This is a genomic window from Thauera sp., assembly GCF_034003485.1.
Taxonomy (GTDB): Bacteria; Pseudomonadota; Gammaproteobacteria; order Burkholderiales; family Rhodocyclaceae; genus Thauera.
The window spans coordinates 41,774-49,843 of sequence record NZ_JAVEYL010000029.1; the positions used below are offsets into that span (position 1 = coordinate 41,774).

8 protein-coding genes are annotated in these 8,070 nt (G+C 64.9%); 3 read left to right on the plus strand and 5 right to left on the minus strand.

Annotated elements, in window-relative coordinates; genetic code table 11:
• Positions 1–115 precede the first annotated feature (115 nt).
• The 5 genes from mnmE to rpmH are packed head-to-tail and all read right to left on the minus strand — an operon-like array spanning position 116 to position 3,829.
• On the minus strand, positions 116–1,468 hold the full coding sequence (mnmE, locus tag RBT54_RS15020; protein WP_320367870.1) for a tRNA uridine-5-carboxymethylaminomethyl(34) synthesis GTPase MnmE: 1,353 nt from the start codon (positions 1,466–1,468) through the stop codon (positions 116–118).
• Complete coding sequence (gene yidC, locus RBT54_RS15025) at positions 1,440–3,104, minus strand: membrane protein insertase YidC (protein ID WP_320367871.1); 1,665 nt, start codon at positions 3,102–3,104, stop codon at positions 1,440–1,442. The genes mnmE and yidC overlap by 29 nt, the downstream gene beginning before the upstream one ends.
• A gap of 20 nt (positions 3,105–3,124) precedes the next feature.
• Entirely contained in the window at positions 3,125–3,334 is a 210-nt protein-coding gene (gene yidD / locus RBT54_RS15030) for a membrane protein insertion efficiency factor YidD (protein ID WP_320367872.1), read from the minus strand.
• Positions 3,331–3,747, minus strand: coding sequence for a ribonuclease P protein component (rnpA, locus tag RBT54_RS15035; protein WP_413788463.1), 417 nt, complete (start codon positions 3,745–3,747; stop codon positions 3,331–3,333). The genes yidD and rnpA overlap by 4 nt, the downstream gene beginning before the upstream one ends.
• A complete protein-coding gene (rpmH, locus tag RBT54_RS15040; RefSeq protein ID WP_002926183.1) occupies positions 3,695–3,829 on the minus strand; it encodes a 50S ribosomal protein L34 in 135 nt (44 codons plus the stop codon). The genes rnpA and rpmH overlap by 53 nt, the downstream gene beginning before the upstream one ends.
• Positions 3,830–4,152: 323 nt before the next feature.
• Between rpmH and dnaA the strand changes: the two genes are divergently transcribed.
• The 3 genes from dnaA to RBT54_RS15055 all read left to right on the plus strand — a co-directional run.
• Positions 4,153–5,703, plus strand: a complete 1,551-nt coding sequence (gene dnaA, locus RBT54_RS15045) for a chromosomal replication initiator protein DnaA (RefSeq protein WP_320367874.1) — start codon at positions 4,153–4,155, stop codon at positions 5,701–5,703.
• 60 nt (positions 5,704–5,763) lie between these two features.
• On the plus strand, positions 5,764–6,873 hold the full coding sequence (gene dnaN / locus RBT54_RS15050) for a DNA polymerase III subunit beta (protein WP_320367875.1): 1,110 nt from the start codon (positions 5,764–5,766) through the stop codon (positions 6,871–6,873).
• Between the two features lie 170 nt (positions 6,874–7,043).
• A partial coding sequence (locus RBT54_RS15055) for an ATP-binding protein (RefSeq protein WP_320367876.1) occupies positions 7,044–8,070 on the plus strand: 1,027 nt, incomplete at its 3' end.

Genomic DNA, 8,070 nt, shown 5'->3' on the forward strand with positions numbered 1-8,070 from the left:
AAACAAGGGCGCCTGAAGAGCCCCGGGGGAAGGCGGGCAGGCCGCGACCAGCAGCAACCGCCACCACTGATGCTGGCGCCGCCACGCATAGGCGCGCACGACAGCCGCCACCGGGTCACTTGCCGATGCAGAACCGGGAAAAGATGACGCCCAACAACTCGTCAGCCGTAAATTCACCGGTAATCTCGTCGAGCTGTTCCTGCGCGAGGCGCAATTCTTCGGCAAACAATTCCAGCGCGCCGAGCTGCCCGCCCGCTTCAAGCACGTGCGCAAGCGCTTTTCGCAACGCAGCGAGGTGGCGCTCGCGGGCCAGGATCACGTCCTCGCCGTGCGCATGCCAGCCCGCGATGCGCAACAACTCCTGTCGAACGAGCTCCACGCCTTCCCCACTACGCGCCGATACCTGCAGCCGGATACGGCCCACCGCTTCGGTTCGCCCCGCGGCCAGACCGACCAGGTCGATCTTGTTCACCACCGTGATCCGCGGCACCGCGGGCGGAAGGCGCCGATCGATGTCGCCATCGCTCGACTCCCCTTGCACCGCATCCACCAGGCGAAGGATCACGTCGGCGCGCTCGATCTCGCGCCAGGTGCGCTCGATGCCGATGCGCTCGACGGTATCGACGGTCTCACGCAAGCCCGCGGTGTCGATGATGTGTAGCGGAATGCCTTCGATCTGGATCGTCTCGCGCAAGGCGTCACGCGTGGTGCCCGCGATCTCGGTGACGATTGCACGATCCTCGCCGGCGAGCTGATTCAACAGGCTCGACTTGCCGACGTTCGGCTCGCCGACCAGCACCACGTTCAGGCCGCTGCGTAGCAGCGCCCCCTGGCGGGCACGGTCGAGCAACTCCTCGACCTGCGCGCGAATCCCATCCAGCCGAGGCAGCGCGCGTGCGCTCTCGAGAAAGTCGATCTCTTCTTCGGGGAAATCCAGGGTCGCCTCGACCAGCATGCGCAGATCGATCAGCGCATCGACGATACGATGCACCTCCTCGGAGAACCGACCTGACAGCGAGCGCACGGCCGAGCGCGCCGCCGCTGCCGTCGACGCCTCGATCAGGTCGGCGACGCTCTCCGCCTGCGCCAGATCGAGCTTGCCGTTGAGGAAGGCGCGGCGGGTGAACTCGCCCGGCTCGGCCAGACGGGCCCCCAACTGCAGGCAACGCTCGAGCAGCATCTGCATCACCACGGGCCCACCATGGCCCTGCAGCTCGAGGACGTCCTCACCGGTAAAGGAAGCCGGCGCAACAAAATACAGAAGGATGCCTTCGTCGATGACGCGCTCCTCGACATCGAGGAAGCGCGTGAAATGTGCGATGCGCGGCTTGGGCTCGCGCCCACATAGCGCGACCGCAAAGGCGCTCAGGCTGGCGCCCGAGACACGGACGACACCGACGCCGCCGCGGCCCGGTGCCGTCGCAATCGCGGCGATCGTGTCAGGCGGCCTTGGTGCCGGGTTTTGCACTTTCGATCATCCGCGTGATCTGCCACTGCTGGCCGATCGACAGGATGTTGTTCACCACCCAGTACAACACCAGACCGGACGGGAACCACAGGAACATGAAGGTGAAGACGATCGGCATCGCCATCATGACCTTCGCCTGAATCGGGTCGGGCGGCGTCGGGTTGAGCCTCATCTGGATCAGCATGGAGGCGCCCATGATGACCGGCAGGATGAAGTACGGATCCTTCGCCGAGAGGTCCTGAATCCAGCCCAGCCAAGGCGCGTGACGCATCTCGACGCTGCCGAGCAACACCCAGTACAGCGCGATGAACACCGGAATCTGCACCAGAATCGGCAGGCAGCCACCGAGCGGATTGATCTTCTCGGTGCGGTAGAGATTCATCATCTCCTGCTGCATCTTGGCCTTGTCGCTGCCGTACATCTCCTTCATGCGCTGCAGGCGCGGGCCGAGCACACGCATCTTGGCCATCGACTTGTAGCTCGCAGCCGACAGCGGAAAGAACACCGCCTTGATCGCCACCGTGACCAGGATGATCGCCCAACCCCAGTTGCCGGTCAGGCTGTGGAACCACGACAGCACCCAGAACAGCGGCGCTGCGATCACCGTCAGCCAGCCGTAGTCGACCACAAGGTCGAGTCCGGGTGCGATGCTTTCGAGCTTGTCCTGCTCCTGCGGGCCGGCGTACAGACGCGACGCGACCGTAGCTGCAGCACCCGGCTCGATCGCCGACACCGGCAGGATCACACCCGCCGAAAACAGATTGTTGCCAACCCCACGCGCGAAGTACTCGCGCTGCAGACCTTGCTCAGGCAGCCAGGCGCTGACGAAGTAGTGCTGGACCATTGCCACCCAGCCATCGCTGGCCGTCTTCGCAAACTTGGCGTCGCCATCGGTGATGTCCTCGAAGCTCACCTTCTGGAACTTGTTGGCATCGGTATAGAAGGCCGGCCCCGTGAAGGTGGTCACGCCGAACGCCTCCACCTGCTCGGCCGCATTGCCATCGCGGGTGAGCTGGAAGTAGGCGTGAGGCGCCAGCGCCTGGGCGCCGCCGTTGCGGATCTCGTAGGCGATGTCCACAAGGTAGCTGCCGCGCTGGAAGCGCATGACCTTGGTGACCTGGACGCCGTTCTGCTCGGGCGCCTGCAGGCGCAGTTCGACCGTATCCTCGCCGTCCTCCAGGCGCAAATCGCTCCCCGGAAGCTGGAACATGGTCTTGTGCGTGGGCAGGCCCTCGCCGATCAGGCCGGACTGGGCTGCGTACTGGTGGCGCGTGGTGCCATCGTCGAGAAGCACGAAATTGCCGCCGGCTTCGCCACTCGCCTTGTGCTGCTTGAGTTCGAGACGGACGATGTCGCCGCCCTGTGCGGACACTTCGGCACGCAGCAGGTCGGTTTCGACCACCACACGTGGTGCAGATGTCGCTACGGCAGCCTGCTCACCCGGAACAACGGGCTGGCCTGACGCAGTCGCGCTCAATGTGGGCGTCGGCACCGAGCCGTCGGCGGGCGCCGCGGCGCCGGCGATTGCCGGCTGCTGGGCCACCGCGGGCGGTTGGTTGTATTTGAGCCAGCCATCCCACAGCATGACCAGGGCAAAGGAGAAAACCAGGAAGAGGATGAGGCGGCGTTGATCCATCGGATTCGTTCTGTCTCAGGTCAGGGAACGGGATCATACCCGCCCGGATTGAAAGGGTGACAGCGCCCCACCCGTTTCGCCGCCATCCAGCCGCCCCGCAGCGCGCCATGGCGCTCGAGAGCCTCGATCGCGTATTCGGAGCAGGTGGGGTGGAAACGGCAATTGCGCCCAAGCATCGGACTGATCGCATAGCGGTAGAAACGTACCAGCGCGATCAAAACGGTTTTCATGATCGGGGCAACCTTTGCAGCAAGGCGAGCAGGTCGAGGTTCATTTCGGCGCGGGTCGCCTTCGCGACGGGCGCATGCAGGCGCACGACAAGATCCATGGCCGGCAGTGCCTCACGATGGCGCCTGAATGTTTCACGCGCAATGCGCTTGACCAGGTTGCGCACATTAGCGCGCTTGGCGAGCTTCTTGGCCACGACCACGCCGAGGCGGGCGGTATCGAGGCCATTGGGGCGGTAATGCACCATGTAAAAACGCCCACGCAGCGCCCGCCGAAAAGCAAAAACGGATGAATACTCATCCGTTTTGTGCAATCTGTGAGCGCTGCGAAAACCCTGGTCAGCGCCCGTGGGCAACGTCACCTCAGACGGCGAGGCGGTGACGACCCTTGGCACGACGTGCGCGGATGACCGCACGGCCGCCACGGGTCTTCATGCGGACCAGAAAGCCGTGGGTGCGCTTGCGACGGACAACGGAGGGCTGATAAGTGCGTTTCATGATCGGACTGCCAGTGTTAGGTCAAACACGAGAGTTAAATGGATAATCCCATGTTTGTCAAGAACAATTTTTGACCGCCCCTGTGGATAAGTCGGATCGAGCGGATTACAATAAGCCTCTTTAGTGCCTTCAGTCCCCTTGCGCGCATGCGCAGGCCACTGCAAGCAATTGCCGCCGTCCGAGCGCAATGCAGGCACACGACCCCGATACAAACGCCACCCGGCAAGCCCGCTGCGCAGGCGCCCCATCGCCATGAGCACAGAATATTGCCGTACATCGAAACACACACCCATTCGCCGTCAACCTTATCGCCCGCCTACGCCGTGACTCAAGATTTCTGGTCCTTCTGCCTGTCGCGCCTTGAACAGGAGCTGCCCCAGCAGCAGTTCAATACCTGGATCAAGACCTTGCGAGCAGAGTCCGGAGAGGCGTCGGCGCTGTCCCTGATCGCGCCCAACCGCTTCGTGCTGCAATGGGTGCGCGAGCGCTATCTGCGCCGCATCGAGGAACTCGGCGAGGAATTCGCCGGCGTACCGCTGGCTGTCGACCTGCAGTTGCCGCCCGCGGGGGCCGCCCGCCCGGCACGCGCCGCCACGACCGCTGCCGACCCAGCTACTCCGGCCATCCCCACGCGGGCGGCGCCGAGTGTCGCGACGGGCGCTGCGGCGGGCGCATCCGCCACGCTCTCGTCACCCACGCCCCACGCCGGCACTGCCGAGGCCATATCGGCCTCAGCCGTGGACGTCGCCGCAGAAGAAGCGCCCGACCGCGTCCCTGCCCCGCGCATCAGGCGCAGCGCAGCACCATCTTCCCACGCGGGCGAACCCAACTCCGGCCTCGAGCTCGCCTACGAGAAGACCCGCCTCAACCCGGACTTCACCTTCGACACCCTGGTCACCGGCCGCGCCAACGACCTCGCCCGCGCCGCCGCCATGCAGGTGGCGCAGAACCCGGGCACGTCCTACAACCCGCTGTTCGTCTACGGCGGCGTCGGCCTGGGCAAGACCCACCTGGTGCACGCCATCGGCAACGCGGTGTTCAAGCACAACCCGCGCGCGGTCATCCGCTACGTACACGTCGAGGACTACTACGCCGACGTGGTGCGCGCCTATCAGCAGAAGAGCTTCGACGCCTTCAAGCGCTACTACCGCTCGCTCGACATGCTGATCATCGACGATATCCAGTTCTTCAATAACAAGAACCGGACGCAGGAAGAGTTCTTTCACGCCTTCAACGCGCTCACCGAGGCGCGCAAGCAGATCGTCATCACCTGCGACACCTACCCCAAGGACATCCAGGGCCTGGAAGACCGCCTGATCTCGCGCTTCGACTGGGGCCTCACCGTGCAGATCGAGCCGCCCGAGCTCGAGATGCGCGTCGCCATCCTGAAGAAGAAGGCCGAAGCGCTGCGCGTAATGGTCGACGACGACGTCGCCTTCCTGATCGCCAAGAACCTGCGCTCGAACGTGCGTGAACTCGAAGGTGCGCTCAACAAGGTGGTCGCCTACGCCCGCTTCCACGGCCGCCAGATCGGCCTGGAGGTCGCCAAGGAAGCGCTCAAGGACCTGCTGCACGCGCACAACCGTCAGCTCTCCATCGAGCACATCCAGAAGACCGTCGCCGACTACTACAAGATCAAGGTCGCCGACATGCACTCCAAGAAGCGCACGCGCGTGATCGCGCGTCCGCGCCAGGTGGCGATGTGGCTGGCCAAGGAACTCACCCCGATGTCGCTGCCGGCGATCGGCGAGGCCTTCGGCGGGCGCGACCACACCACCGTGCTGCACGCCTGCCGCACCATCACCGAGCTGCGGCTCGGCGATCACCAGCTCAACCACGACGTCCACGTGCTCACCCAGGTCCTGCGCGGCTGAGCCGGCTGAACGCCGATCCATCGAACACTTCCGATCAACTCAACGACCCGATCTGACGCCATGCTCCTGCTCACCACCACCCGCGATGCGCTCCTGGCCCCGCTGCAGTCGGTTGCCGGCATCGTCGAAAAGCGCCACACGCTGCCGATCCTGTCCAACGTGCTGATCGAGAAGCATGGCGACCAGCTCACCATGCTCGCCACCGACATCGAGATCCAGATCCGCACCACCACCGGCGGCCACATCGGCGGCGAAGACGCCTCGATCACCGTCGGAGCGCGCAAGCTGCAGGACATCCTGCGCGCCCTGCCGGATTCGGCCGACGTCAGCCTCACGCTCGACGACAAGCGCCTCACGGTCAAGGCCGGTCGCAGCCGCTTCCAGCTCCAGACCCTGCCCGCGGCCGACTACCCGAGCCTGAACCCGCCGACCGACGCTGCTGCGCGCCTCACCATCGGCCAGCGCACCTTCAAGCGCCAGCTCGCCCAGGTCTCGTACGCAATGGCGCAGCAGGACATCCGCTACTACCTCAACGGTCTGCTGATCATCGCCGACGGCGGCGAGCTGCGCATGGTCGCCACCGACGGCCACCGCCTGGCCTACGCCGCGTCCGACCTCGACGCGCCGGTGGAACAGCGCACCGAAGCCATCCTGCCGCGCAAGACCGTGCTCGAACTCGCCCGCCAGCTCGCCGACAACGACGACCCGCTCGAGATCGTGCTCGCCGGCAACCAGGCCGTGTTCCGCTTCGGCTCGATCGAACTCGTCACCAAGCTCATCGACGGCAAGTTCCCCGACTACGAGCGCGTGATCCCGCAGGCCCATCCCAAGCTCATCAGCTTCGAGCGCCAGCCGCTGCTGTCGGCGCTGCAGCGTGCCGCCATCCTCACCAACGAGAAGTTCCGCGGCGTGCGCATGGTGCTCGAGGACGGCCTGCTCAAGATCGTGTCCACCAACGCCGAGCAGGAAGAAGCGCTGGACGAGCTCGAGATCGACTATCAGGGCGACAAGCTCGACATCGGCTTCAACGTCACCTACCTGCTCGATGTGCTCAACAACCTCTCCTCCGAGACGGTCGACTGGCGCTTCAACGACGGCAACTCCAGCGCGCTCATCACGCTGCCCGGCAACGAAAAGTTCAAGTACGTCGTGATGCCGATGCGGATCTGAGCGCGCCCTTCAGGAGCGAGCACCGTGGGAGCGGGCTCGCCCGCGAATGGCGGCTGATCCGACCCATTTCGCGGGCAAGCCCGCTCCCACAGACAGTTGCTCCCACCGGAAACCGCCCCGACCAGACCTATCCGGCAGCACCCCGTTCTTTACGAATCACCGAGATGACCATGTCCCAACCGCAAGATCTGCCCACCGCGTCCGCCAAGGCCCACGAAGACTACGACGAAACCAGCATCCAGCAGCTCGAAGGCCTGGAAGCGGTGAGAAAGCGCCCTGGCATGTACATCGGCGACACCTCCGACGGCACCGGCCTGCACCACATGGTGTTCGAAGTCGTGGACAACTCGATCGACGAGGCCCTGGCCGGCCACTGCGACGACATCGTCATCACCATCCACGCCGACAACTCCATCTCGGTGACCGACAACGGCCGCGGCATCCCGGTCGGCGTCAAGATGGACGACAAGCACGAGCCACGGCGCAGTGCGGCCGAGATCGTCATGTGCGTGCTGCACGCCGGCGGCAAGTTCAACCAGAACAGCTACAAGGTCTCCGGCGGCCTGCACGGCGTCGGGGTGTCCTGCGTCAACGCGCTGTCGAAGTGGATGCACGTCACCGTCGCCCGTGACGGCAAGCGCCACCTGCTCGAGTTCGAGCGCGGCAAGCCGCAGAACCGGGTCATCAACGTGGTCGACGGCGTCGAGGTCAGCCCGGCACGCGTCATCGGCGACACCACCAAGCGCGGCACCAAGGTGCACTACCTGGCCGACGACGAGATCTTCGGCACCGTCGAATACCACTACGACATCCTCGCCAAGCGCCTGCGCGAGCTCTCCTTCCTCAACAACGGCGTCAAGATCCGCCTCATCGACCAGCGCACCGGCAAGGAAGAAGACTTCGCCTTCGCCGGCGGCGTCAAAGGCTTCGTCGAATACATCAACCGCGCCAAGACGGTGCTGCACCCCACCGTCTTCTACGCCACCGGCACCACCCGCATCCCCACCGGCCAGGGCCACGACGCCGAGCTCTCGGTCGAAGTCGCCATGCAGTGGAACGACAGCTACGCCGAACAGGTGCTGTGCTACACCAACAACATCCCGCAGGCCGACGGCGGCACCCACCTCACCGGCCTGCGCGCGGCGATGACGCGCGTCATCAACAAGTACATCGAAGAAAACGAGATCGCCAAGAAGG